This is a genomic window from Clostridium isatidis, assembly GCF_002285495.1.
GTDB lineage: Bacteria > Bacillota > Clostridia > Clostridiales > Clostridiaceae > Clostridium > Clostridium isatidis.
Map to the genome: position 1 here is coordinate 1,437,947 of NZ_CP016786.1, position 24,941 is coordinate 1,462,887.

A 24,941-nucleotide genomic window follows, 5' to 3' on the forward strand; every position below is an offset into this window, starting at 1 on the left:
GTGAGAAACGGCTGTTTCTTCTTTCCTGATAATTATCTTAACATTTTATTAATTTTCTGTCAATCTTTTTATTTTTTTGAATTTATAATTTTATTATTATCATTTTAAAAAATATTATTCATTTTTTTATTATTATCTTTTTCCCGGATCAAAAGGTTGGCCTTCAGCTTTTGGCGCACGAGAAGATTTAGAGAAAAATACTAAAGCTATTAAAGTAACAATGTATGGGAAAGTTTTTAATAATATACCTGGTATTTCTGATAAAGCTGGTATAGCTTGTGATACATTGGCTATTGTTGAAGCAAATCCAAAGAAGAAAGTTGCTCCTAAAATACCTAACGGTCTCCATTGACCAAATATTAAGGCAGCCAATGATAAGAAACCAAGACCTGCTACATTACCATTAAACTCTCCTGAATATGTTAATAGCATAGTTGCTCCTCCTAAAGCTGCTAAGCCTCCAGAAGCAAGAACTCCAAAATATCTCATTTTATATACATTTACACCTGCTGCCGCTACAGCTTCAGGGTGTTCACCACAAGCTCTTAATCTTAATCCAAAAGCAGTTTTATATAATAAAAATACGCTAAGAGCTAAAATTATTATTGCAAGCCATGTTGTTGGATATGCTCTTTCAAAAAATAGTGGTCCGATAATTGGAAGCTTAGATAATACAGGAACATCTGTAGGAAGAAATCCATTTGTAACTCTAATATTACCACTTCCAGTAATGTTTCTGGCTAAGAATACTGTTAATGCACCAGCCATCATATTAATAGCAGTACCACTTATTGTTTGATCTGCATTTAAGTTTATACTTGCAAAAGCATGTAATATTGAGAAGAGAACGCCAGCTAAGAATGCTGCCAATAATCCTATCCAAAGGGCTCCAGGTACACCATTAGCCTGTAATTTTGAAGCTGTAATAGCTCCTGCAAATGATCCAATTATCATTAATCCATCTAGTCCTATATTAATAATTCCACTTCTTTCACTATAAAGAGCTCCAAGAGCTGTTAATAGCATTGGAACTGTATAGGCTATCGCATATGGAAAAATTTTCTCTATTATTGTCCACATTATTTTTCCACCATCCTTCCAGGAGTTTGAGTTCCATTTTTCTTTTTATTTTCATTTTTCTTTTTAAAAACTTTATTTATTAATTTATCCATTATCATACTTGTTGCTGCAAAGTATATTATAGTTGCCATTATTGTATCAGCAAGTTCTGGCGGTACCTTTACTGCTGCATTCATAAATCCCCTGCCTACATAAAGAAGACCAAAGAATAATCCTGAGAAGAATACCCCAATAGGGCTGCTTGCTCCTAATAATGCAACTGCAATACCATCAAAGCCTTGACTTGGCATAACACCAATCTGCATTATATTTGAATTTCCTGTATATTGAATAACTCCAGCTAAACCAGATAATGCACCAGCTATTGCCATAGATATCATTATATTTCTGTTAACCGGCATACCTGCATATTCTGCTCCAAATCTGTTAAATCCAACAGCTTTAAGCTCATATCCAAGCACTGTTTTATTTAAGATAAACCATACAGCTGCAACTGCAATTAAAGCTAAGAAAATTCCTAAATTAATGAAGGAATTATCAAATAGGTTTGTAAGCCACGAAACTCTTAAAGTTGCAGCTTCTGGAAGCATCTTAGATTCTGTTTCTAAGAAATCTCCCTTAAAGTAAGACGGAATTAGATAATATACTGACCAGTAAGCAATCCAGTTCATCATAATGGCAGAAACAACTTCGTTTACGTTAAACCTTGCTTTTAACAGGCCTGGAACCGCTCCCCATAATGCTCCAGCTAAAGTACCAAGTATAACTATCATAGGTACAAGAATAATTTTTGGTAAATCAAAAGTTAATCCGACAGCTATTGCTGTAAAACCTCCTGCCAGCATTTGTCCAGGTGTACCAATGTTAAACAAACCAGTTTTAAATGCAAAGGCTACTGAAAGTCCTGTTAACACTAATGGAGTAGCTGTAGCAATTGTGTTACCTATTCTCTCCATATTCATAAGTCCACCTTTAAACAGGTATAAATATCCTTCAAATGGATTAAAGGACATAATGGCCATTAATATTGCTCCTGCTATCATTCCAAGTATTATGGCTAAAATTGATTTTAAAAATTGATTTCTACCCATTAATTTTCACCTCTCTTTATACCTGCCATCATCAGACCAACTTTATTTTCATCTGCTTCTTTAGCATCAATTATTCCTATTAACTCTCCATTATTAACTACTGCAATTCTATCAGAAACATTTAAAATTTCGTCTAATTCTAAGGATACTAAAAGAACTGCTTTTCCATTATCTCTTTGTTCAACAAGTCTTTTATGTATATACTCTATTGATCCTACATCTAATCCTCTTGTTGGCTGTACTGCTATTAAAAGGTCTGGATCTGAAACAACTTCACGTCCAATAATAGCCTTTTGTTGGTTACCTCCTGATAAGGATCTTGCTATAGATTTTCCGCCTTCACCTGATCTAACATCAAAATTTTCTATTATATCATTTGCATGCATTGTTATTTTTTCTCTATTTATAAGTCCATTTTTTGAAAAAGGCTTATTTTTATATGCTTTAAGAACCATATTATCTTCTATTGTATAATCTAAAATTAATCCTCTCTTATGTCTATCTTCTGGTATATGAGCAATTCCTAAATCTATTCTTTCTCTAATCGAAGAATTTGTTATATCCTTTCCATTAAAAACTATTTTTCCTTCTTCAACTGGCCTCATACCTGTTATAGCTTCTACTAGTTCAGTTTGACCATTTCCTTCAACTCCAGCTATACCAACTATCTCACCTTTTCTAACTGATAACGAAAAGTTTTTTAAGCCAAGAACTTTTTTATTATTTTTAACTGATAAGTTTTCAACCTTAAGTACTTCTTCCTTTGGCTTTGCTTCTTGCTTTTCTACTTTGAAAGATACTTGCCTTCCAACCATCATTTTTGCCATTTCTGCTTCAGTAGTTGACTTAACATCTACTGTTCCAATATATTTACCTCTTCTTATTACTGTACATCTATCAGCAGCAGCTTTTATTTCCTTTAATTTATGAGTAATTAAAATAATAGATTTGCCTTCTTTTATAAGGCTTTTCATAATTTGAATTAGATCTTGTATTTCTTGTGGAGTTAAAACGGCTGTAGGCTCGTCAAATATTAATACCTCAGCATTTCTATATAGCATTTTTAAAATTTCAACACGTTGCTGCATACCAACTGAAATGTCTTCAATTTTTGCATATGGATCAACGTTTAATCCATAAGTTTTTGATAATTCAGCTATTCTGTTAGCAGCTTTCTTTATATCAACAGTTAAAAACTTCTTAGGTTCACTACCTAAGATAATATTTTCTGTTACTGTAAAATTTTCAACTAATTTAAAATGTTGATGAACCATACCTATTCCTAAATCATTGGCAATATTAGGATTAGAAATTTTAACTTCTTTTCCTTTTACCTTTATAGTTCCCTTGTCTGGCAAATACATTCCAAACAGCATTCCCATTAATGTAGATTTACCTGCACCATTTTCTCCTAAAAGAGCGTGAATTTCTCCCTTTTTAAGTTGTAAAGTAATATTATCATTTGCTACAATTCCTGGAAACTCTTTTCGTATATTTAGCATTTCTACTACATAACTCATTAAATATCCTCCCTCATTTTACTACTTTAAAAGCATTAACTATGCCTTTTTTTGTTTGGGTTGTTAAATAAATGAAATTCTCCAATAATAGAAGAAAAAGACGGATTATCCGCCTTTTTCACATAAATTTAATTATCTTTAACTATCTACTTTATTAAATTACCTTGTTCAGCACTTACTTTAATATCTCCACTCTTAATCTTTTCAAATACTTCTTTAACCTTTGAAACTGTATCTTCTGATAAGTTTGGATTTTCTTCTGGAAGACCAACACCATCATTTGATGCATCAAATCTTAATATTTGACCACCTTTGAATTCTTCATTTAATTCATCTTTAATCATATCAAAAGTAGCAATATCAATCTTCTTCATGGCAGAAGTTAATATTACTGATTTTTTTGCAGCTTCATCATAAATACCATCTGCATATTGGTCAACGTCAACACCAATCATCCAAACTTCTTGACCCTTTTGAACTCTTTGTTTAGCTTCATTTATAGCTCCAACACCAACTCCACCTGCTGCTGCAAATATAGCTTTTACTCCATTGTCATACATAGTTGCTGCTAGTTGTTGTCCTGCTGCTGAGTTATCAAATGATCCTTGATATACTACATTTTCAGCTTTAATAGTCATCTTTGTTCCTAAATTTTCATTAGCATAAGCTACCCCTTGTTGGAAGCCCCAGTTGAACTTTTGAACTGCTGGTATTTCCATACCACCTATAAATCCTAAGTCTCCCTCTTTTAATTCTGCTGCTGCTGCAACTCCTGCTAAGAAACCAGCTTGTTCTTCAGCAAAGAAGATAGCAATTGTGTTGTCTGATAAATCATAATTATTATCTCCGCTATGAGGAGCTCCATCAATAATTACAAACTTAGCATCTTCATATTTCTTTTGAGCATTATATATAGCAGTTTCAAACTTAAATCCAGGAGTAACTATAAACTTATATCCTGTATCATAAAGATTTGTGATTTCTTTTGAATAGTCTGCTTCAGTAGTACCTGCTGGTTTTAAGTAACTTGTTTCAACTCCAAATTCTTCTCCAGCTCTTAAAATACCTTCCCAAGTTCCTTGGTTAAAAGATTTATCATCGATAGTTCCTGCATCAGTAACCATTCCTACTTTAAGATCTGCGTTTTCTGAACCTTCTTTAGTAGAAGTATTTCCACATCCTACTAGCCCAGTAATCATTAGTGCTGATAGTGCTAAAGCTATTGCTCTTTTCTTCATAAAATAATCCTCCTTAGACTATATGTATATTAATTTGTTAAATTCGTCCATATCGAATTTCTATTGAGATTATACAATATATACATTTTAAATACAATAAAAAAATTCGTGAATATAAGCTTTCTTCGACATTTAATTACACCATTCTTGCTTTTTTAAATTTTATTAAACCTTTTCAAACTAACAATAGAAACTCAAATAGAACGGATAATTCATGTATATTTTTAATATTTATTTAAGTTGTGTACTCTACTTTATATAGAATATACAACTTAAATAAATTTTATAACAAACTTAAAGTAACTGCTATCAACATAGCTGGCAGTAAATTAGAGATTTTAATTTTAGTTATGTTAAGAATATTAAAAGCTAAACCTACAATAAGTAAACTTCCAACAGCTGTCATATTATTGATAGCAGCATCACTTAATATTCTAGACAATAAAGTTGCTCCAAAAGCTATTATTCCCTGATAAATAAAAACACTTATTGAAGATAACATAACTCCAATCCCTAAACTTGAAGAAAAAATAATTGAACTAACTCCATCTAAAATTGATTTTGCATAAAGAGTGCTATTGTCATTATTCAATCCACTTTCTAATGCACCAACAATAGCCATAGCTCCAACGCAAAATAATAAAGTCGCAGTTACAAAGCCCTCTGAAATTGAAATACTATTGTTGCCTTTATTGACTTTCTTTTCAATAGTTTTTCCTAAATTATTAAGTTTACTATCAATATCAATTAACTCTCCTATTAATGCTCCTAATGCAATGGAAATTATCATTATTAATGTATTTTCACCTTCTAATGCCCCTGATATACCAATATATAGAGTACACAAACCTAAACCATTCATTATATTTGCTCTTATTTTATCACTTATTCTGCCCTTTATTATTAGCCCTATAATTGATCCTATAATAATAACTAAGGAATTTATTATTGTACCAAACATTTCACCGCCCCCGACTTTTTTATTATTTGCAAATAAATTTACTATTATTTATATTTTTTTATTTTACAACAATATTATTTCCTTTATCAATTAGTTTTCTATAACCTTAAATATATATAAAATTAACATTCTATTTATTGTGAATAAAAATTAAATTTTGTATAATTAGATTAAACAAAATTAAGGAGTGTTTTTATTGTTTGGATATGTAACTCCATTAAAAAGTGAACTAAAAATAAAAGATTATGTAAAATTCAGAAGTTATTACTGTGGATTATGTATGAGTTTTAAAAAAAATATAGGTAATTTACCTAGGTTAACATTAAATTATGATATGGCTTTTCTTGCAGTATTACTTGATTCAATATCAGAAAAAGAAGCTTCAATTGAAATAAAGCGCTGTCTTCCACATCCCTTGGAAAAGAAGCCTATAATCGTAAATAATGATGCAATAGATTATGCAGCTGCAATGAATCTTTCTCTTTATTACTTTAAAGTTAAAGATGATGTTCAAGATGACAATAAATTAAAAAGTAAAATAATAGAAAAAATTTTAAATCCCTATGAAAAAAAAATAAATAAATCACTCAGAAAGATATCTAGCATAATAGAAAAAAATTTAAATGAATTAGCAAACTTTGAAAAAAATAAAAATTTTTCTAATATAGATGAAATCTCACATCCTTTTAGTAATATTGTTGGAAATATATTAAAGGAATATCCCTATCCTCTTATAGATGATAGTGAGATTTTGAGGAATAATCTTTATAACCTTGGATACACTCTTGGTAAATGGATATACCTTATAGATGCTGTAGACGATTTAAAAAATGATATAGAAAATAATAAATTCAATCCAATTAACTTTTTATTCAATAAAGATAATAAATCTTATGAAGATTTACTTACTTCAATAAAAGATAGATTAGAATTTACAATTTTAAATTGTGCATATAATTCTAATGAAATGCTATTAAAACTTCCACTAAAGAGAAATATAGATATATTAAAAAATATCTTAGAACTAGGAATGATGGATAAATATATTATGGTGACAAGTAAACCATGCGAAAATAAAGGGAGGAAAAATAATGAATCCATATGAAGTATTAGGTCTTAAACCTGGAGCAAGTCAAGAAGAAATAAAGGCCGCTTATAAAAAATTAATTAAACAATATCATCCAGATCAATATGGTGATAATCCTTTAAGAAATCTAGCTGAAGAAAAAATGAGAGAAATAAATGCTGCCTATGATCAATTAACTAAAAATTCAGGAAACAGTTCTCATAGTTATAATAATTATAACTCTAATAACTATAGTAATTATAGCAGCAATAATAACAACTATGATTTCAATGAAATAAGAAGATATATGCAAATGGGCAATTATGCTGCAGCCGAAGCAAAATTAAATAGTATCTCTAATAGGAATGCAGAATGGAATTTTTTATATGGTGTTTTATTGACTAACATGGGTAGATTTGATCAAGGTCTTAATTACATTCAAACAGCAGTTAATATGGAACCAAATAATTTTGAATATAGACAGACTTTAAATTCTTTATATCAAAGAACTAGAAGTTATTCAAATAACTATTATAGAACTACAGGAATAAATAATTCTGATGCTTGTGATATGTGTATAAATCTTTGGTGCTTAGATTCTATATGTGAATGTATGGGTGGAGACCTAATAAGCTGCTGCTAATTATTAAGGTGGTGGAAATATTATGAAAGCAAAAGAACTTACTTTGAATGCTATACTAATAGCACTTACTATTATTATTTTATTCTTAAATAATATTATGCCTATAAGTACTCTCACTTTCCTTACTATAAGCTCTTTGCTCGTACCTATTGCAATCATTAGAGGTTCTTTAAAAGGTGCTTTTCTTGTATATATAGGCTCTTCAATTTTAGGCTTTTTACTTTTACCAAAAGATATAGTACTTTTCTACTTTATCTTCTTTGGAATATACGGCATAATTAAGCACTACATTGAAAAACTAAATAAATTCTATTTAGAAGTAATATTAAAATTAATATTTTTTAATATAATCTTACTTATATCATATTTTTTCTTAAATGAATTTATTAACATAAATGAAAATAATCTTCCTCTGTATGCACTATTTATTCTTGGGCAAGCTGCTTTTTTAATATACGATTACGCTTTAACTGTTTTGATATCATGGTATTTATCTCAAATTCATAAGAGAATTTGAGAAAGCTCACAACTTAAAGCACATAATTAAAGAAATATTTAGGCAAAATGAATTATAAGAATAAAAAACTGCTGAAATTTTCAGCAGTTTTTCTAATTTTCAATTTAATGAAAAGTTAGCTAAGTTATTAATCATTAATTGATAATCGCCCTTCTCCTATTAGCTATTACTTCTTACCTTTTACTTGTTATCTCTCTGCTTTCCCTTCTTCTATCTTTCTAAGTTGAACTAATGCACAATCTTGAAAAACTTCTATGTGATTTTCCTTACAGTAGTTTAATATTGCTTCACTTTCTGCTCCTGGTTGTATTAATATATGTTTAATTCCAAGATCTTTTGCTTCTTTTATGTATTCATAGCCCTTAACTGGATTTATACAAAGATCGATTACATCTATATTATATGGAACTTCCTTTAAACTCTTAAATATAGAAGCTCCTCCAGCATAATGGATGCCAGAAACGTTAAAGCCCCTTTCTTTTAATGCCTTTAATATTTTATTAGCATATTTATTTTCATTTTTTACATCTCCTACAACAACCCAGTTCTTCATATACATTAAATCTTTAACTTCCATATTTCATCCTCCTGTTAAAATTATCTTATATACTATAATTAGCATAAATCTTTAAATTAATACAATATTTAAAAAATGCGAATATAATCACCTTTTAATCTATTATTAAATATCAAATGAAAATAAAAATCACTATTAATCTTTAAATTGAACTTTCTAATTGTACATTCTTATGTTATATTGACTTATATTTTTTAATAATATATAATTAATTCCATTATAACATAATATTTTATATCGCTATGATTAGGAGTAGTACTATAAATGTTAATCTTCAGAGAACTGTTGGTTGCTGCGAAACAGTGATTAGATTATAGGAACTTACCTAGGAGCTTACTTGTCAAAAGCAAGTACGGTAATACCGTTATAATTTCGAGTGAGAAAAATTTATTTTTTCTAATAAGAGTGGTACCGCGAACGTCCTTCGTCTCTTAATTGAGATGAAGGCTTTTTTATATATAATAATTTTGTAGGAGGATTAATTTATGGCTAAATATGGAACATCAATTGATAGAAAATGGCAAGCTAAATGGGAAGAAACAAATCTTTATAAATTCGACCCTAATAATAAGGGTGAAAAACTTTATGTATTAGAAATGTTCTCATATCCTTCTGGCAGCCAACTACATGCAGGTCACTGGTTTAATTATGGACCTGTTGATTCTTGGGCTAGAATGAAGAGAATGCAAGGATATAATGTATTTCAACCAATGGGTTTTGATGCTTTTGGTCTTCCAGCTGAAAACTATGCAATTAAGACTGGAATTCATCCAAAAGATTCAACTGAAAAGAATATAGAAACTATGGAAAATCAATTAAAAGCTATGGGTGCAATGTTTAACTGGGAAAACGAAGTTGTAACATGCAGACCTGACTATTATAAATGGACTCAATGGTTGTTCTTACAACTTTATAAAAAAGGATTAGCATATAGAAAAAATGCACCTGTTAACTGGTGTCCATCTTGTAATACTGTTTTAGCAAATGAACAAGTTCATGATGGTACATGTGAAAGATGCTCTACAGAAGTTACAAAAAAGGACTTAACTCAATGGTTCTTTAAAATTACAGATTACGCTGACGAATTACTTGAAAAACTAGATACTTTAGATTGGCCTGAAAAAACTGTTTCAATGCAAAAGCATTGGATAGGAAAATCTACTGGAGCTGAAGTTACTTTTAAAGTAAAAGATTCAGATTTAAAATTTAATGTATTTACTACTAGAGTTGACACTCTTTTTGGTGTTACATATGTAGTTTTAGCCCCTGAAAATAAACTAGTTGATCTTCTGACAACAGAAGAAAACAAGGCAAAAGTTGAAGAATACAAGGAACAAGCTAAAAAACAATCAGAAATAGAAAGACAATCATTAACAAGAGAAAAGACTGGAGTATTTACGGGTTCTTATGCTATTAACCCTATTTCAGGAAAAGAAATTCCTATTTGGGTTGGAGATTATGTTCTTGCAACCTATGGTACTGGTGCTGTTATGGCAGTTCCAGCTCATGATGAAAGAGACTTCGCTTTTGCAACTAAATTTAATTTACCTATCGAAAGAGTTATCAATAGCAAAGATGGCAGCGAAGCAGAATTACCTTACTGTGAAAGTGGTGTTTTAGTAAATTCTGCTGAATTTACTGGATTAACAACTGAAGAGGCAAAAGAAAAAATAGTACAAAAACTAGCTTCTCAAGAACTAGGCTCTAAAAAAGTTAATTATAGATTAAGAGACTGGTTAGTTTCTAGACAAAGATATTGGGGAGCACCAATACCAGTAATTCATTGTGATGACTGCGGAATTGTTCCTGTACCAGAAGATCAATTGCCAGTTGAGCTTCCTTATAATGTAGAATTTACTCCAGATGGAAAATCACCTTTAGCTAAATGTGATGATTTTATAAACACTACTTGCCCTAAATGTGGTAAAGCTGCAAAGAGAGATGCTGATACATTAGATACTTTTGTTTGTTCATCTTTCTATTATTTAAGATATCCAGATAATAAGAATTCAGAAAAAGCTTTTGACAGCGAACTTATAAATAGCCTTCTTCCAGTTGATAAATATGTAGGTGGTCCAGAGCATGCATGTATGCACTTATTATATGCAAGATTTATCACTAAAGCATTAAGAGATATGGGCTATGTAAATTTTGATGAACCATTTAAATCTCTTACTCATCAAGGATTAATTCTTGGACCTGATGGTCAAAAAATGAGTAAATCAAAGGGAAATACTATTTCTCCAAATGATTATATTGAAGAATATGGTTCAGATGTATTTAGAATGTATTTGATGTTCGGCTTCCAATATGTTGATGGCGGTGCTTGGAGCGATGAAGGTATTAAATCTGTAGCAAGATTTGTTGATAGAATGGAAAGATATTTAGAAACAGCAAGAGAAGCAATTAATAGTGGTAATAATAATAAAACTACTTTTGATAAAGAGGAAAAAGAATTAAACTTCTGGCTAAATAATGCTATAAAGGGTGTTACTGAAGATAGTGAGAAAATGCAATTTAATACTGCTATAGCAAGAATGATGGAATTTGTAAATGCCTTATCTAAGTATCTTCAAAAAGAAGTAAAAAATCTAGACTTCTTAAGAAAAGCTTGCATAGATTTCTTAAAAGTTCTTGCACCATTTGCCCCACACTTTACTGAAGAACAATGGAATTTATTCGGCTTAGACTTCTCTATCTTTAATGAGGCTTGGCCAAAATATGATCCTAATGCTTTAATTAAAGATGAAGTAGAAATTGCAATTCAAGTTAACGGAAAAATAAAAGCTAAAATAAATGTTCCTACTGACCTAGATGAAGAAGGAATTAAAGCTGAAGCTTTAGCTAATGAGAATATTGTTGCTGCAATTGGAGATAAAAATATTGTAAAAGTAATAGTTATTAAAGGAAGATTAGTTAATATTGTGGTTAAGTAAAAGCACAATATTAACAATCGACAATTGACGATTAACAGTTAAAGAATAAAAATACTGCATAAATTTTTATGCAGTATTTTTTATGTTTATTTTTTAATTTTCAGTTTACCTAAAACTCCTCCTAAATTGTCCATTATCCATTGATAATTATCCATCGATTTTAGTCTTCTTCATCAAATATTATTTTAAATTCTGCTAAAATCTCACTTACTAAATTTTCATCTAATTTTTTATAATAATTAAGTAAGCTTTCCTCTTGTAATGCAGTAAAGATTAATTTACTTCCTTCCATCCAAAGCTCTGGAACATAAACCCAAACTATTTCTTCATACCTGCAGCTTAAAAGAAAATGCTCATACCCCCAAAAGAAATACTCTTTTATATTATGAAGTTTATTAAAAATTTTATAATCTTCTACTACTTTTTTACTCAATTCATAATAATAAATATCTACATAAAAAAAGTCAAAACTTTCTTTCTTAACTTTATAAGCATCACCATAAATTATTCTTAGTTTATTATTATTATTATTAAAATTCCTTTTATATAACTCTATTATTTCTTTTTCTTTTTCATAAACTACAACTTCTTTAATATTATCTTTTTTTAATAATTCATTTACTACATAACCTAAGCCTAACCCGACTACTCCGACTTTTCCTTTAGCAAATTTAATAAAAGAATATGAACTTTCAATTTCTATAGGAGATATTCTCATTAATTCTTTATTTGCTTTAAGAAGTCTAATTATGTTAACTGATATATTATCTTCTTTTTCATACATATATCCTTTTATATATTGATTTATTGTAATACTTTTATCTATTTTAAAGTCATTAATATTATTCTCATTAATTAATTCATTGTATTCATTTATTTTCTTTAGTACATAATCTCTTTCAAAAGGTTTCAATTTTTTTCTTCCCTTCTCTTTTTAAGTATAATCTAAGTACAATTTAAATATACTAATATTATTCCACGATTTCATTATTAATTATATTGTCAATAAATTGTAATTACAATGATTATTATATTAAAATTTCCTAAATTCTTAAATCTTACTAATTCTTAAAGTAAAAAACACTTGATATTTATATATACTATGTTATACTAGTGATATAAATTATCAATTAAATTTTTATATAGAAGGTGAAAATATGGATAAAATTTTAATAAGTGAAGAAGCTTACAAAGAATTTAAAGCATTCTTAGATGAAAATGAAGTAGATAACTACAGCATAAGAATTAACCTAGCTGGTTTCGGTTGTAGTGGGCCTGCTTTTAATATAACTGTTGATGAACCACAAGATGGAGATGTTGTAGAAAAAGTTAACGATATAACTTTTGTTGTAGAAGAAAACTTAATCGATGAATTCGGCGGTTTCAAGTTACTTTCAACTGAAGAAAATGAAGGTAGAGGATTATCTCTAAAGCCAATCATTGAAGCCGAAGGCGGATGTGGATCTTGTGGTGGAGGATGCCACTAGAAAAAAGGATTGCTTAGGCAATCTTTTTTTCTATTCAAAATTCACAATGCACAATTAAGTATGAATTTCAGACAGCTGAAATTCTACATAAAAAATAGTCCTTTAATAATAACTTAGTTATTATTAAAGGACTATTTTTTTAATTAGCAATTTAAAATATATTTTAGCTTTTCAATCAAACTGAAAAGCAACTATAATTGTCCATTGTCAACTGTCAATTAATTTTATCTTGATAAAATCTCAGCTCCTGTTTCAGTAACTAAAACTGTATATTCCCATTGTGCTGAATAGCCACCATCTTCTGTATAAACTGTCCAGTCATCATCTTCATCAATAAAGACTTCATAATCTCCTTCGTTTATCATAGGCTCTATTGTGAATACCATTCCTGGAACTAATACCATTCCTTCTCCTCTTTTACCTACATGGGCTACAAAAGGATCTTCGTGGAACTTAATTCCTATCCCATGACCACCAAAGGCTCTTACCACTGAAAAACCATTGGCTTCAGCATGTTCCTGTATGGCTGCCCCTATATCTCCTAAGAACCCCCACGGCTTAACTGCTTCAAAGCCTTTATCTAGGCATTCCTTAGCAACTCTAACAAGCTTTGCATGTTCTTCAGAAACATTGCCAATCATAAACATTCTTGAAGCATCAGAAAAGTATCCATTATATATTGTAGATACATCAACATTTACAATATCACCATCTTCTAGTATTGTATCTTCACTTGGAATACCATGACAAACAACATCATTTATAGATACACAAACACTCTTTGGATAACCTCCATAATTTAAATCTGCCGGTATAGCTCCATGACTAACTGTATAATCATAAACTAGTTTATCAATTTCCTCAGTACTCATACCTACTCTTATTTTTTCTTGCACTAAATCTAAAACACCATCATTTATCTTAGCACTTTCTCTAATCCCTTGAATTTGCTTTTCGTTTTTTATCATATCTCTTGTAGGTACTTCATGCCCTTGATTTTTTAATCTATTTAATTTTTCATCAAATTCTAAGTGGCATTTCTTATACTTTTTGCCACTTCCACACCAACATATATCATTTCTATTTAAAATCATTTTTACCTCCATGTTAATAAAATTCACATTTGCATATTTTACTTGTATTATTAGTATTGCTATGAAACTATAAATATTTTATATATAGTATAACATAAATTTATCTTTTAATTTATTTTTAGTAAAAAAATAATTAGGAGTTTAATTGAAAAAACAGCTGAATATTTCAACTGTTTTTAATTTTTTCCTATTCTTTTATTATAAATTCATAAGTAAAATAAGGTTCCATTACAATATTCATATCTTTTAGAGCTTCAACCCAATGGTTCTTTTTAATTGAAATTAATTTCTTTTTCTCCTCATCTAAGTCTTTATAGTATTTACTATCAAACTCTATAAAATATTCATTTAAACTCCTACTTAAACTTTCTAACGTTGAAAAATTATCTATAGCATTACCTTCTAATGATATAACTTCCTTATCATTTTTCATTTGGTAATTCATATATTCATAAAGAAAGTTCTCAATTCTTTTAAAAACATCTCTGGAGTTTACATATGTCTCAATAGTTTTCTTTCCTATTGATATTTTCTTTTCATTATAATTTTTATATTTCAGCCATAAATTATTGAATTCCTTATCAATAGAACTAAAATTTTTATACAAAGTAAATAATTCTTGATTATTAATACTTTTAGCTTTAATGCATGTATTTAAAATATTTGATGAGCTTTCATTTTTTGTTCTTATATCTAACAAACTGTTATAAGTTTCTCTTCCAAGCGAAATTCTATATTTAGAATTCAACAAGGAGGTGTAAACGTTTAAAACAAGACTTATAAACAATGTAACTACAATAATAATTCTATTATTATTTTTATTAGATTTAAAATCTCTCATACCTATCCCCCTGACTGCTTGTATTATAGCACATTCATATAAAAATTATCAACTGCCTAAATATAATAAAAAAAGGTAATCTACATAATGTAAATTACCTTATAACTACATTTTCTCTTTGGAACTCTTTAACCATATCAAGAGCAGCAGTTCCACTTTGCTCTTCTTGTTCTTTTACTTCTATCCTCTTTATTTTACCAAAAGATTTTTTTAAAGATAAGTCATTTTTTCCTGTTAAAACCCAAATTACATTCTTTGTTATGGGTCTTACTTCTAATTCTTTTTCGCCAACTCCATCAGTAAAATAAACTAATATTTTATTTTTTAATTTGTTCTCCTGTAAATATTGGAATACAGGAGAAAATTTAGTTGATCCATTATTTGAACTTCTCTTCTTAAAATCATTTCTTGATTTAGCCTCATATACTCTTCTAATTTGGTCATCACATTCAATTACAGTGATTTTACTGCTTCTATTTTTAGCAATATCTAAAACTTCAATCATTATTTTGTGTATTTCACCTTCACTAATAGATGCACTAATATCCAAAGCTACTATTACTTCTGGTATTAAATTTGGTAAACTTCCTCTAATGTCCAGCCTATCAGGTTGTCGTCTACTCTTCCTAGTTATAGTTTTTCTTTGTCCTGCTCTAATTGTAGGAAGCATGCGTTTTAGCTCATCCTGCCAGGATATTTGAGCTAATTCCTTATAGGACTCTACTATTTTTCTAATATCTTCTGGAGCTTTATTCTTTAAGGAGCTTACAGCTATTTTTTTTGTCATTTCTTTTATTGAGTCTGAATTTAAATCACTTTCCTCCCAGGCATCATGAGCTTTAGAAATATCAATTACTGTTCCAATATCCTTATCATCAGACTTCATCTTATTTTTTAATTTCTCTTTAATGATTTTATCAATTTCTTCTGCATATAACTCTATTGAATTATCTTCTTTTAAGGAAGCATAAAATTCATAATTAAATCTTTCTAATCTATAACTTTCTGGAGGCATATTATTAATAAATTGATTTATAGATATATCTAATGCCATGTTTACAGCTGTTGTAGTATATTTATTTCTAAGCTCTTTCTCTCTTTCATGATGACCATACATTATATGGTATATTTCGTGTTTAAATAAGGCTACCATTTCTCTCTTGTTACATTCTAAAAATAGTAATGGATTAAAATATAACTTAAATCCCTTAAGCATTGGCACTGTTGCAAGAGGCCAAGTAATATCATATTTTATACCTCTTTCAATTTTTACCAAAAACTGTCCAAAGAAATTATCTTCTCCTTGAATCATAGATACAATGATACTTTCTACAAGGGAAAAAAAGTCTCTTTCAAAAGTAATATCTTCAAATCCATTTCTAATATTATAAGCTCTTTCTAATAATACTGCACGTATATTTTCAAATTCCATAACTATCATCCCTATTCAAATATAGCAAAAAAGGCATCAAGAAACTTTTCCTCATTTAATAGATCCTTATATAGTTTTTCACTTGCATCTATTTTAACTTCTTTCATTATTCCTAATCTTAAATCTTTAGGATAGGAATTTAATAAATCGCCATATAATTTTCTATTTTTATCTATATTATTTTCTTCTAAATATCTTAAAGAATTTTTTGCTAATATATATAATCTTGAATGACTTTCACTTCTTAATTCTTCTCTTAACTCTAAAGGTAAAGCTTCATAAGCAAATAATTCTTCAGCTTTCATAATTTTATTTTTAATATTTTTTATATGATTTATAAAATCTGTAGCTATACTTACTCCAACATTACCTTTAACAATATTATATAAAGTATTTAATGAATACTTATTAGGATTTTTTAGATATACATTATAAGCTCGTCCTATTCTTTCCCAGCTTCTTGGAGTTGCTTTTATTGATTCTTTAGAATTTGGAGTGCTTAAATATTCTGGGAAAGTAGATAAAAATTCTATTATATTTTCATTAATATTTCCATCTTTACTCATTGCCCAATTTATCCATTCTTTAATATCTGAAGTTAGTTCTATCCAGACAAATCTATCCTCTTGAGCACTATCCATATCTACTACTTGATAATCAGAATATTCATAGCCATCATATTTATTTGATGGATTCATAGCAGCCACAATTTTTACATTTTCAGCTAGTTTATAATTATTAATCTCCCTATTTAATATAATATTCATAAGCTCCTGCTGCACTGCATGCTCACATCTATTAAGCTCATCTATAAATAAGAGAACTCCATTATATTCATTGCTTTTTAAAGCTTCATCTATTTCTAATAATTTATAATGGGCAGCATATTTTGTTCTTCCATTTTCAACTATTGGCAAGCCACCAATTTCTCCTTCTTTTAAAAGGTTAGCATCTATATTAACTAAATAATAATTTTCTTCCTTACATATCTTTTTTACTAATGATGTTTTTCCTATACCAGCTTCCCCTATAATTAAGGGTACACTTCCTGATTCTAAAACTAATTCTATAGCATTTTTTGCTTCTGAAAATTTCATTCTGTCACCTCTTATCTTGAAAGCTCATAATCAACTAATAACATCTTAGCTTTTTTACTTCCATATTCTCTTATAAAATTTATCTTGTTCATTTCTAATATTTCTAGTTCTAAAAAGTCTATTAGATATTTCTCGTCTATTTCTTCCTGACTTACCTTCTCTATTACTATATCAACAACAAAATCTACTGTTATTGAATCAAAAACATATTTAACTATTTTTATATTATCTCCAATTAATATCTTGAGTTCATCTATATCATAATAAATATAATTTATGGCTTCTTCATTTTTTCTTATGGCTGCTCTTTTTACTTCTAGTGACGGATTATCTATAAATTTTATAGCTGCCCAATAATTTTCAATCGCCTCTAATTGTACTTTTAAAGTAGGATTTTTAATATACTTTATTGAATCATAATCCTTTCTCACTGCTAAAAGCTGAATTTCTTCACTAGGATCCTCAATAAATTGAATTGCCCATCCCTTAGTTTTAACAGCTTCCAACTTAACTCTTTCTGTAGGATTTTTAATATACTTTAGTGAATTCCAAAGTAACCTTACTGCCAATATTGAATTCTCTTCATCTAGTTCTTCAATATATTCAATTACTAAAGGATTATTTCTAATTGCATATTCCTTTACTAAATTACTTGGATTTTTTATATATTTTATTGCCAATCCATTTTTATTAACAGCTTCAATAATTAAATCTTCACTTGGATTTTCTATATTTTTAATAAAAAATGGATTTTCCTTTATCCTTTTTATATCATTTTCTACCATAAGTCTTCCCTTCTAATGTGTTAATAGTATTTTAAATTTATATTTCATATAAATATTATACAACAACCATTCAATAATTACTATACACTTTTATTTAATAATTATTATTAAATAAAAGTTAATTTTACTATTTTAGGCTAATAATTATAAAAAATAATTGGTAGTTTATAAAATAATTTAAACATTTATTTTATAACTACCAATAAAAATCTTAACTATTAATTAAATTTATTAAAAATAATAAATTTTATATTATCATATTCATTAGAGATGAATATGATCTTTTAAATGATTCATACAATAACATTTTTGCCCTTTACACTTGGAACAATATCTAAATTCCATTTTATCATCATCTTTATCTGTTATACCACAGACTGCGCATTTATGATTATATTTCTTTTCCTTGATATTACTAACAAATTTTTGTTTTCTGTTATAATTAATAATCGTTGATTTACTATCTCTTCCAATTGACTTCCCGAAAAAAATGAAATAATTAAGCAATGGGATAATTACTAAAATTCTCTCTACAAAAGAACTTGCTTCTATAAAATTTAGAAAAATAAATATCCAATTAAGAATTCCTAAATATTTTATTTTCACCGGAATAATAAAAAATATTAACAACTCAAAATCAGGAAAAAGTTTAGCAAAAGCTAAAAATAAAGATAAGTTTATATAATGACCATCTATTGGCACTTCTGTAATAAATGCAGCTACAAGAGAAGCAATAATTCCAACTAAATAATATATATTAAATCTAAATTCACCCCATACATCTTCTAAACTACTTCCTGCCAAATAATAAAAATATAAGGTGAATATCAAGAACAATGGCGAAGTACTTGGTGGTATGAAAATAAAAGTAATAAGCCTCCAAACTTCTCCTTGAAGAATTTTGTTACTATCTAATAGCAGCAGCTTTATTAGACTGTCACCATTTAGCATTGTATATAAATATACAAATATGTTCCCTAGAATAATAATTAACATTAAATTCTTTATATAAAACTTCCCAAATCTTTTTTCTAGTTTACTTAAAAAATTCATTTATTTCCCCTCTTTACTTAATTATAAATCAATTCTATATTAAGCTTTTTATATTATCAATATACCTAGTATTACTATTATTATAAATTTATTAATTTTATTTCCATTTATTTACATTTGCATTTATGTTAAGTATAATGAATATAAGAAAATAGTTAATTGAGGTATAAAATATGAAAAATTTTAATATTGCCGAAAGGAGAAGACTATTATATAAACGCAGAAAGAGGAGAAAAACAATTATTAATTTTTTATATTTCCTATCCATAATTCTTATTGTAACAACTCTTTTTACTTTACGAAAAACCGACAATCAAAATAATACTTATGTAAACAAAAAAATTGCTTCTTCTTATAATAATAAAGAAGCAATTACTGTATGTATAGATCCTGGGCATGGTGATTGGGATACAGGTGCAGAAAGCACTAAAGGTATTTTTGAAAAAGATATTGTGTTGGATATTTCCTTAAGATTAGGAAAATTATTAGAAGCTGAAAATATCAACGTAGTTTATACAAGAACTAATGATTCTATTTCCTATTTAGGCACAGCTAATGATAGTTTAAAAGAAAGAATAAAAATTTCAAAAATATTTGATGCTGATTTATTTATCTCAATACACTGCAATAGTAATTATGATTCTACTTCTTCTAGAGGAATAGAAACTTGGTATAACCCTAATATGAAAGAAAGCATTGAATTTGCAACTATATTACAAAAAAATTTGACTGCTCTCAATTACAGTGAAGATAGGGGACTAAAAACCTATGAGAATAAGGATGATGCCCTTGCTGTTCTTGAACTTAATAGCGCAACACCTGCACTAGTAGAATTAGGTTTTTTAAGTAATATTCTAGATGAAAGATACCTAACTTCTGATCATGGAAAAGATAAAATAGCTGAAGCTCTAAAAAATTCTATTATTGAATATATTAATTCAATATAAAAAGTATTATTAAATAAAAATAGTAGATAAGCTTTATTCTTAAATCCTATCTACTATTTTTATATTTAGCTTTCTAATTGACCAATGTAATACTATTTATTTCTTCAAATATTTCTATTCTTTTTTCTAAAGTAACTATAACCACTAAATAATCTCCACTTAAAAGTTGAACTTTTCCTTTTGGAATTATTTCTTTTTCACCTCTTTTTATAGAAACTAACAAGCAATCTTTTGGCCACTCTATGTCTTTTACATACTTCCCGTCAGCAATACTCCCCGCTTCAATTGGAAATTCTAAAATAGTTTTTTTTGTATTATCAGCTTCTTCTTTAATCCCTTTCCTCTTTAATAATCTTTCAAGTAGAAGCTCATAAATTGCTTCATTTTTAAAGAAGTCTGCAGTAATATAAGAAACTATTACTGTTAACCCTAATGATAAAATATGATTAAATGAACCTGTCATTTCCATTATCAAAACTATTCCTGTAATTGGAGCCTTCACCACCGCTGCAAAATAACCAGCCATTCCTAAAGCAATAAAATTAACAATAAATTCTTTATTTAATCCCAAAAATGTAAAAGAAAATACACCTGTAATATTACCTAAAATAGCACCAAGTAAAAGCATTGGAAGAAAAATCCCTCCTGGTACTCCTGAGCCAAAAGCTATCATCAACAATAAAAACTTGCTTAAATAAAGTAATATTAATATACAAATTGAATTATCCTCAACTGTTAAGTTTAATATTGTATCATGTCCTCCTCCTAATAAGGATGGAAATAATAAGCCAATTAAAGCTGTCACAAAGAAGGGAAACATTATTTTTACTTCAATTGGTATTTTTTTAAATTTTCCATAAAGATCTTGAAATAAATATATTCCTTTTGAAAATATAGTTCCTGCTACTCCAGTCAAAATTCCAAGAATTATTAATAACCAGTAATATTTTAAAGGTAATACTTGTAATCTCTCAAAATTCAAAGATGGTTCCATTCCTAGAAATCTTTTTGATACAAAATCAGCTGCGATTGCTGATGCCATTGCTGGCAAAAGAACTAAAGGAGAAAAATTTCTATGTATTTCCTCTAAAGCAAATATCATTCCAGATAAAGGGGAATTAAAAGCTGCTGCTAATCCTGCCGAAGCACCTGATGTAATCAAATATTCTTTCTTAACTTTAACTTTCTTATATGTTAAATCAGCAACTCCTTCTCCAACAGCCCCACCAATTTGAACAGAGGGACCTTCTCTCCCCAAAGATAAACCTGCTGCTAATGCTATTACTCCTCCTAGGAATTTATATATAAGTATTTTAAACCAATTTAACCTAAGTTTATTTACTACTCTTCCCTTTATTTGAGGAATACCACTACCAGATATCATTTCTTCTCTTTTTACCATAATTCCAACTAAATAACCTATAAAAGTTAAAGTTATAATCACTATTATCGACTTTATTATTGATTGATTTCCAAAATCATAAAAATTATTAAAATATCTTGTAAGATTACTTATTGCTAATCTATTCAACACTATAACAAACCCTACCAGAAATCCAATTAGTGTACCTTCTAACAATAACTTAATCTTCATATTTTTTCTACTTTTAAGAATTTCCTTTGTACTACTTGTATCCATTACTAATCTACCTCATTTCAAATATATTAGCTACCTCCTCCAACATTTTGAAATTTGTAAAATCATAATGTAATGGAGTTATGGTTATATATCCTTTTGATAAATAAAATAAATCAGTATCCTCTTGTTCAATTTTATTTCTATTAGATTTTATTTCATAAGTTTTTTCTTCAGCATCTTCAATTAACACATATTCAGATTTATAAGTTGATTCTCCTAATTTGCAAACCTTTATTCCCTTAATTTCTTCTTCTTTAAGATTAGGTATATTAACGTTAAGAACTACATTGTTTTTTAAATATTTATCCTCTGCCAAATCAACAATTTTGCTAGCAAGCTTAGCAGCTATAGTATAATCTTCATCGTATTTGTTCCAATCTACTTCCATCGAAAAAGCTATTGCAGGCACATTATAAATTGAAGCCTCTATTGCTGCAGAAACTGTTCCTGAATATAAAATATCAGTCCCACAATTAAGCCCTCTATTAATTCCTGATATAACTAAGTCTACCTTTTTACAAATTAAAGATAAACCAGCTTGTGTGCAATCTGCTGGTGTACCTATTAAGCTATAAGCTTCAAAACCCTTATCTAAATTTTCTTTTCTTATTTTTATTGGATTATGTATTGATATAGAATGACTTGATGCACTTTTTTGCTCCCTTGGTGCTACTACAGTAACTTCATGCTTTTTGGATATTTCTTTTGCTAAGTCATATATCCCTCTTGCATTAATACCATCATCATTTACAATTAAAACATTCATCTTTTCTCTCCTAAATCTTCCTATATGTAAATCATATAAAAATTATATTTTACTAGTCTAAAGCATAATAAGTACTAGCAAATAAATTATATATTAATATTTTAATTAATAAAAGGGAATTATAATTATTGACATATATCAAGGAGGTTAAATTATGAAAAATAAAAAGAAAAATATAAACTATACTTCTGATCCGACTTCTTCTAATTATGAAAAAAGAATACAAAATAAAGCTAACGAAAAAACTCCATTCGCAGATGAAGAACCATCAAATCATACAGAATATAAATAAGGTCCTAAAACACACTAGCACAAATACAAAAATAACTGAGAAAAACTTTATTAAGTTTTTCTCAGTATTATTTTTATTATTTACCTATTTCCTTTTGCTTCACAATATATACATCTATAAATCTCATCTTCTTTGTCCCTTAACTCAAATATATGTTCAAGCTCCTGTTCAGTAGATGTTATACATCTTGGATTATTGCATTTAATTAAATTTGTTAATCTTTTATGCCTTTCTGTATTTAAATTTCTAATTCTTTTATTATCTTTCATTATATTTACCATTGTATTAGGATCAACATATCCTATAAAATCAAAGTTAAAATTCATACTTTCTTTTAAAAGTTTTATTATAAGGGCCATTCTTATATATTTCCCATTTAAAACCTGTTTAAAATAACAAGCACGACTATCCTTATCTACAGAAACACTGATTTCATTAACTCTAGGAAGAGGATGCATTATCGACATATCACTTTTGGCTCCATTAAGCTTTTCAAGAGTTAAAACATAGCTATCTTTAAGTCTTAAATAATCCTCTGCATTAAGAAACCTTTCTTTTTGAATTCTTGTCATATATAAAATATCAAGTTTTGGAATAACTTCTTCAAGCTTAGTAGTCTCTTCATATGAAACATCCTTGTTCTCAAGAAGGTCCTTTTTAATATAATTTGGAACTTTTAATTCTTTTGGTGATATAAAGACCATATTGATATTATCATATCTTGTTAGGGCATTTATAAGAGAATGAACAGTTCTTCCATATTTAAGATCGCCACAAAATCCTATAGTTAAGTCCTTTAATCTTCCCTTTTCCCTATATATTGTAAGTAGGTCTGCAAGAGTCTGCGTTGGATGACAATGACCTCCATCACCAGCATTTATTACAGGTACAGATGTATTATTAGCTGCAACATACGCAGCTCCTTCCTTTGGATGGCGAATTACAATTATATCAGCATAACAACTTATAACCTTTGTAGTGTCAGCTACACTTTCTCCTTTTGATACTGACGAACTTGCCGCCTCAGAAAAACCTATTACATTTCCACCAAGTTCATACATAGCAGCTTCAAAACTTAGTCTAGTTCTTGTAGAAGGTTCAAAAAATAAGTTTGCTAGTTTTTTCCCCTTGCATATTTCACTGTATTTTTTAGGATTATCTATAATATCATTTGCAAGATATATAAGTTCATCAATTTCCTCTACTGAAAAATCAAGTATATCAATAAGGCTTTTCATTATTTCTTTACACCACCAATCCAACTCTTATCTGATGGATTATTTCTAAAAGCAATTAATCTTACTATATCCTCTTTCTTAATATATCCTTCCTCTGCTGCTACTTCAGCAATTACATCAAAATTTGTAAGGGAGATATTCTTAACCTTTGCTTCTTCCAGCCTTTCAATACTTTTATTCATTCCATATGTAAATATACTAGCAATACCTAAAACTTCTGCCCCAGCATCACGTAATACATTGACAACATCAATTACGCTTCCACCCGTTGAAATAAGATCTTCAATGACTACAACCTTCTGCCCTTTTTCAAGCCTGCCTTCAATTTGATTTTGCCTCCCATGACCTTTTGTACTTGAACGAACATATCCCATAGGAATATTTAAAAGATGAGCCGTGATTGCTGCATGGGCGATACCTGCCGTTGAAGTTCCCATTAATACTTCTGCTTCAGGATAATTTTCCTTTATTATCTTTGCAAGACCTTCTTCTACATGATTACGTACATCTATATCACTAAGAGTAAGCCTATTATCACAATATACAGGACTCTTTATTCCGCTTGCCCATGTAAAAGGCTCTTCTGGACGAAAGAACACTGCTTTTATTTTAAGTAAATCCTTTGCTATTAGTTTTTCCAT

The 24,941-nt window shown here is 28.5% G+C and carries 24 protein-coding genes, 1 pseudogene and 1 other annotated feature; of the genes and pseudogenes, 7 read left to right on the forward strand and 18 right to left on the reverse strand.

All coding sequences use genetic code 11. From position 1 onward, the window contains the following. Window positions 1-132 precede the first annotated feature (132 nt). The 5 genes from BEN51_RS06880 to BEN51_RS06900 form a co-directional block, all read right to left on the reverse strand. Complete coding sequence (locus BEN51_RS06880) at window positions 133-1,080, reverse strand: ABC transporter permease (protein ID WP_119865340.1); 948 nt, start codon at window positions 1,078-1,080, stop codon at window positions 133-135. Then, window positions 1,080-2,171, reverse strand: coding sequence for an ABC transporter permease (locus BEN51_RS06885; protein WP_119865341.1), 1,092 nt, complete (start codon window positions 2,169-2,171; stop codon window positions 1,080-1,082). The genes BEN51_RS06880 and BEN51_RS06885 overlap by 1 nt, the downstream gene beginning before the upstream one ends. Further along, window positions 2,171-3,691 (reverse strand): ABC transporter ATP-binding protein, encoded by a 1,521-nt coding sequence (locus BEN51_RS06890; RefSeq protein WP_119865342.1) that lies wholly within the window; start codon window positions 3,689-3,691, stop codon window positions 2,171-2,173. The genes BEN51_RS06885 and BEN51_RS06890 overlap by 1 nt, the downstream gene beginning before the upstream one ends. 146 nt (window positions 3,692-3,837) lie before the next feature. Further along, window positions 3,838-4,929, reverse strand: a complete 1,092-nt coding sequence (locus tag BEN51_RS06895; protein WP_119865343.1) for a BMP family lipoprotein — start codon at window positions 4,927-4,929, stop codon at window positions 3,838-3,840. A 283-nt stretch (window positions 4,930-5,212) separates the two neighbouring features. Continuing rightward, window positions 5,213-5,890 carry a DUF554 domain-containing protein gene (locus BEN51_RS06900; protein WP_119865344.1) on the reverse strand — a complete coding sequence of 226 codons (678 nt, stop codon included), beginning with the start codon at window positions 5,888-5,890 and terminating at the stop codon, window positions 5,213-5,215. Window positions 5,891-6,086: 196 nt separating this feature from the next. Here BEN51_RS06900 and BEN51_RS06905 point away from each other — a divergent pair, with 196 nt between their 5' ends. The 3 genes from BEN51_RS06905 to BEN51_RS06915 are packed head-to-tail and all read left to right on the forward strand — an operon-like array spanning window position 6,087 to window position 8,116. Next, on the forward strand, window positions 6,087-6,995 hold the full coding sequence (locus BEN51_RS06905; RefSeq protein WP_119865345.1) for a DUF5685 family protein: 909 nt from the start codon (window positions 6,087-6,089) through the stop codon (window positions 6,993-6,995). Next, the gene (locus tag BEN51_RS06910) at window positions 6,982-7,599 is read left to right on the forward strand and encodes a J domain-containing protein (RefSeq protein ID WP_119865346.1); all 618 of its coding nucleotides are present in this window, start codon (window positions 6,982-6,984) and stop codon (window positions 7,597-7,599) included. The genes BEN51_RS06905 and BEN51_RS06910 overlap by 14 nt, the downstream gene beginning before the upstream one ends. Before the next feature lie 22 nt (window positions 7,600-7,621). Next, window positions 7,622-8,116, forward strand: coding sequence for a hypothetical protein (locus BEN51_RS06915; protein ID WP_119865347.1), 495 nt, complete (start codon window positions 7,622-7,624; stop codon window positions 8,114-8,116). A 187-nt stretch (window positions 8,117-8,303) separates the two neighbouring features. Here the strand turns inward: BEN51_RS06915 and BEN51_RS06920 are convergent, their stop codons facing one another. Beyond that, window positions 8,304-8,693, reverse strand: a complete 390-nt coding sequence (locus BEN51_RS06920) for a CoA-binding protein (RefSeq protein WP_119865348.1) — start codon at window positions 8,691-8,693, stop codon at window positions 8,304-8,306. Between the two features lie 233 nt (window positions 8,694-8,926). Then, window positions 8,927-9,128 (forward strand) — a binding site (T-box leader). Window positions 9,129-9,178: 50 nt separating this feature from the next. On the opposite strand from BEN51_RS06920, the gene leuS reads away from it, so the two are divergent. After that, window positions 9,179-11,629, forward strand: coding sequence for a leucine--tRNA ligase (leuS, locus tag BEN51_RS06925; protein ID WP_119865349.1), 2,451 nt, complete (start codon window positions 9,179-9,181; stop codon window positions 11,627-11,629). 160 nt (window positions 11,630-11,789) lie between these two features. Here leuS and BEN51_RS06930 read toward each other — a convergent pair whose 3' ends face one another. Continuing rightward, the gene (locus BEN51_RS06930) at window positions 11,790-12,542 is read right to left on the reverse strand and encodes a methyltransferase (protein ID WP_119865350.1); all 753 of its coding nucleotides are present in this window, start codon (window positions 12,540-12,542) and stop codon (window positions 11,790-11,792) included. A 244-nt stretch (window positions 12,543-12,786) separates the two neighbouring features. On the opposite strand from BEN51_RS06930, the gene BEN51_RS06935 reads away from it, so the two are divergent. After that, the gene (locus BEN51_RS06935; RefSeq protein WP_119865351.1) at window positions 12,787-13,116 is read left to right on the forward strand and encodes a HesB-like protein; all 330 of its coding nucleotides are present in this window, start codon (window positions 12,787-12,789) and stop codon (window positions 13,114-13,116) included. A 224-nt stretch (window positions 13,117-13,340) separates the two neighbouring features. Here the strand turns inward: BEN51_RS06935 and BEN51_RS06940 are convergent, their stop codons facing one another. The 6 genes from BEN51_RS06940 to BEN51_RS06965 form a co-directional block, all read right to left on the reverse strand. Next, the gene (locus tag BEN51_RS06940) at window positions 13,341-14,210 is read right to left on the reverse strand and encodes a methionyl aminopeptidase (protein ID WP_119865352.1); all 870 of its coding nucleotides are present in this window, start codon (window positions 14,208-14,210) and stop codon (window positions 13,341-13,343) included. A 187-nt stretch (window positions 14,211-14,397) separates the two neighbouring features. Further along, window positions 14,398-15,051 (reverse strand): hypothetical protein, encoded by a 654-nt coding sequence (locus BEN51_RS06945; protein WP_119865353.1) that lies wholly within the window; start codon window positions 15,049-15,051, stop codon window positions 14,398-14,400. Window positions 15,052-15,145: 94 nt separating this feature from the next. After that, window positions 15,146-16,483 (reverse strand): vWA domain-containing protein, encoded by a 1,338-nt coding sequence (locus BEN51_RS06950; RefSeq protein ID WP_119865354.1) that lies wholly within the window; start codon window positions 16,481-16,483, stop codon window positions 15,146-15,148. 11 nt (window positions 16,484-16,494) lie between these two features. Next, entirely contained in the window at window positions 16,495-17,580 is a 1,086-nt protein-coding gene (locus BEN51_RS06955; protein WP_119865355.1) for an AAA family ATPase, read from the reverse strand. A gap of 11 nt (window positions 17,581-17,591) precedes the next feature. After that, window positions 17,592-18,365 (reverse strand): hypothetical protein, encoded by a 774-nt coding sequence (locus BEN51_RS06960; RefSeq protein WP_119865356.1) that lies wholly within the window; start codon window positions 18,363-18,365, stop codon window positions 17,592-17,594. 264 nt (window positions 18,366-18,629) lie between these two features. Beyond that, window positions 18,630-19,418, reverse strand: coding sequence for a rhomboid family intramembrane serine protease (locus BEN51_RS06965; protein ID WP_119865357.1), 789 nt, complete (start codon window positions 19,416-19,418; stop codon window positions 18,630-18,632). A gap of 173 nt (window positions 19,419-19,591) precedes the next feature. Between BEN51_RS06965 and BEN51_RS06970 the strand changes: the two genes are divergently transcribed. Then, window positions 19,592-20,365, forward strand: coding sequence for an N-acetylmuramoyl-L-alanine amidase family protein (locus tag BEN51_RS06970; RefSeq protein WP_119865358.1), 774 nt, complete (start codon window positions 19,592-19,594; stop codon window positions 20,363-20,365). Window positions 20,366-20,438: 73 nt separating this feature from the next. Here BEN51_RS06970 and BEN51_RS06975 read toward each other — a convergent pair whose 3' ends face one another. Together BEN51_RS06975 and surE are read right to left on the reverse strand one after the other, a co-directional pair. Beyond that, window positions 20,439-22,004 carry a ClC family H(+)/Cl(-) exchange transporter gene (locus BEN51_RS06975; RefSeq protein ID WP_119865359.1) on the reverse strand — a complete coding sequence of 522 codons (1,566 nt, stop codon included), beginning with the start codon at window positions 22,002-22,004 and terminating at the stop codon, window positions 20,439-20,441. Window positions 22,005-22,011: 7 nt separating this feature from the next. Then, window positions 22,012-22,770 (reverse strand): 5'/3'-nucleotidase SurE, encoded by a 759-nt coding sequence (gene surE, locus BEN51_RS06980; RefSeq protein ID WP_119865360.1) that lies wholly within the window; start codon window positions 22,768-22,770, stop codon window positions 22,012-22,014. Window positions 22,771-22,924: 154 nt separating this feature from the next. Here surE and BEN51_RS13805 point away from each other — a divergent pair, with 154 nt between their 5' ends. After that, window positions 22,925-23,062, forward strand: a complete 138-nt coding sequence (locus BEN51_RS13805) for a hypothetical protein (protein ID WP_164704092.1) — start codon at window positions 22,925-22,927, stop codon at window positions 23,060-23,062. Between the two features lie 80 nt (window positions 23,063-23,142). Here the strand turns inward: BEN51_RS13805 and BEN51_RS14025 are convergent, their stop codons facing one another. The 3 genes and pseudogenes from BEN51_RS14025 to pyrE all read right to left on the reverse strand — a co-directional run bounded on the left by BEN51_RS14025 (window position 23,143) and on the right by pyrE (window position 24,941). Next, window positions 23,143-23,421 (reverse strand): hypothetical protein, encoded by a 279-nt coding sequence (locus BEN51_RS14025; protein ID WP_330654167.1) that lies wholly within the window; start codon window positions 23,419-23,421, stop codon window positions 23,143-23,145. Next, a pseudogene (pyrB, locus tag BEN51_RS06985) lies at window positions 23,398-24,300 on the reverse strand (aspartate carbamoyltransferase); the annotation flags it as partial. The pseudogene pyrB and the gene BEN51_RS14025, both read right to left, overlap by 24 nt. Next, window positions 24,300-24,941, reverse strand: coding sequence for an orotate phosphoribosyltransferase (pyrE, locus tag BEN51_RS06990; RefSeq protein ID WP_119866589.1), 642 nt, complete (start codon window positions 24,939-24,941; stop codon window positions 24,300-24,302). The gene pyrE and the pseudogene pyrB, both read right to left, overlap by 1 nt.

Excerpts from the sequence above, each read along its gene's own strand:
- BEN51_RS06880 (WP_119865340.1), bottom strand. The coding sequence starts at position 1,080 with ATGTGGACAATAATAGAGAAAATTTTTCCATATGCGATAGCCTATACA.
- BEN51_RS06885 (WP_119865341.1), bottom strand. The coding sequence starts at position 2,171 with ATGGGTAGAAATCAATTTTTAAAATCAATTTTAGCCATAATACTTGGA.
- BEN51_RS06890 (WP_119865342.1), bottom strand. The coding sequence starts at position 3,691 with ATGAGTTATGTAGTAGAAATGCTAAATATACGAAAAGAGTTTCCAGGA.
- BEN51_RS06895 (WP_119865343.1), bottom strand. The coding sequence starts at position 4,929 with ATGAAGAAAAGAGCAATAGCTTTAGCACTATCAGCACTAATGATTACT.
- BEN51_RS06900 (WP_119865344.1), bottom strand. The coding sequence starts at position 5,890 with ATGTTTGGTACAATAATAAATTCCTTAGTTATTATTATAGGATCAATT.
- BEN51_RS06910 (WP_119865346.1), top strand. The coding sequence starts at position 6,982 with ATGAATCCATATGAAGTATTAGGTCTTAAACCTGGAGCAAGTCAAGAA.
- BEN51_RS06915 (WP_119865347.1), top strand. The coding sequence starts at position 7,622 with ATGAAAGCAAAAGAACTTACTTTGAATGCTATACTAATAGCACTTACT.
- BEN51_RS06920 (WP_119865348.1), bottom strand. The coding sequence starts at position 8,693 with ATGGAAGTTAAAGATTTAATGTATATGAAGAACTGGGTTGTTGTAGGA.
- leuS (WP_119865349.1), top strand. The coding sequence starts at position 9,179 with ATGGCTAAATATGGAACATCAATTGATAGAAAATGGCAAGCTAAATGG.
- BEN51_RS06935 (WP_119865351.1), top strand. The coding sequence starts at position 12,787 with ATGGATAAAATTTTAATAAGTGAAGAAGCTTACAAAGAATTTAAAGCA.
- BEN51_RS06940 (WP_119865352.1), bottom strand. The coding sequence starts at position 14,210 with ATGATTTTAAATAGAAATGATATATGTTGGTGTGGAAGTGGCAAAAAG.
- BEN51_RS06945 (WP_119865353.1), bottom strand. The coding sequence starts at position 15,051 with ATGAGAGATTTTAAATCTAATAAAAATAATAATAGAATTATTATTGTA.
- BEN51_RS06950 (WP_119865354.1), bottom strand. The coding sequence starts at position 16,483 with ATGGAATTTGAAAATATACGTGCAGTATTATTAGAAAGAGCTTATAAT.
- BEN51_RS06955 (WP_119865355.1), bottom strand. The coding sequence starts at position 17,580 with ATGAAATTTTCAGAAGCAAAAAATGCTATAGAATTAGTTTTAGAATCA.
- BEN51_RS06960 (WP_119865356.1), bottom strand. The coding sequence starts at position 18,365 with ATGGTAGAAAATGATATAAAAAGGATAAAGGAAAATCCATTTTTTATT.
- BEN51_RS06965 (WP_119865357.1), bottom strand. The coding sequence starts at position 19,418 with ATGAATTTTTTAAGTAAACTAGAAAAAAGATTTGGGAAGTTTTATATA.
- BEN51_RS06970 (WP_119865358.1), top strand. The coding sequence starts at position 19,592 with ATGAAAAATTTTAATATTGCCGAAAGGAGAAGACTATTATATAAACGC.
- BEN51_RS06975 (WP_119865359.1), bottom strand. The coding sequence starts at position 22,004 with ATGGATACAAGTAGTACAAAGGAAATTCTTAAAAGTAGAAAAAATATG.
- surE (WP_119865360.1), bottom strand. The coding sequence starts at position 22,770 with ATGAATGTTTTAATTGTAAATGATGATGGTATTAATGCAAGAGGGATA.
- BEN51_RS13805 (WP_164704092.1), top strand. The coding sequence starts at position 22,925 with ATGAAAAATAAAAAGAAAAATATAAACTATACTTCTGATCCGACTTCT.
- BEN51_RS14025 (WP_330654167.1), bottom strand. The coding sequence starts at position 23,421 with ATGGCCCTTATAATAAAACTTTTAAAAGAAAGTATGAATTTTAACTTT.
- pyrE (WP_119866589.1), bottom strand. The coding sequence starts at position 24,941 with ATGGAAAAACTAATAGCAAAGGATTTACTTAAAATAAAAGCAGTGTTC.